Origin of the sequence: Halomonas sp. ND22Bw (assembly GCF_003011945.1) — a bacterium.
GTDB classification, from domain to species: Bacteria; Pseudomonadota; Gammaproteobacteria; order Pseudomonadales; family Halomonadaceae; genus Halomonas; species Halomonas halophila.
On sequence record NZ_PXWD01000123.1, the window covers coordinates 1 to 484 of the forward strand.

Annotated in this window: 1 protein-coding gene; it reads left to right on the forward strand. The window is 66.5% G+C overall.

Annotated features, from left to right (window positions below):
- Nucleotides 1–484, forward strand: a 484-nt coding sequence (locus CVH10_RS17280; protein WP_146142982.1) for an ABC transporter permease, incomplete at both ends; no start/stop codon positions are given.

The window sequence follows — 484 nt, forward strand, 5'->3', positions numbered from 1 at the left end:
ACCGACTATTCCCAGGAACTGGTCGATGCGCTGCGCCAACCCTACACCGTCGCGGTGGACGAGACGGCTCTGACGACCCTGGGCGTGAAGCTGGGCGACAAGGCCCTGTACAACGGCCAGACCGTCACCGTCGTCGGCGTGACGCGCGGCTATCCCAACATGATGCAGCCGGGCGTAGTCATGTCGCGCGACACCCTGCGGATGCTGGGCCAGGCCGACACCGGCCCGCGCGTTGGCCCCCTGATGATCAAGCTGCGCGATCCGGCCCGCGCCCCCGTCGTGGTGGCGCAACTGAACGCCATGGGCAACGGTCAGTGGAAGGCCTGGACCAAGCAACAGCTGGCCGACGCCAACGCCGGCGCCATGTTCGAGGAGGGGATTCTGGTCATCATCATCGGCGGCTGTGTCGTCCTGGGGATCATCATCGGCGTGGCCATCACCTGGCAGACCCTGCGCGGCGCCATCATGGCCAACATCAAGGAGT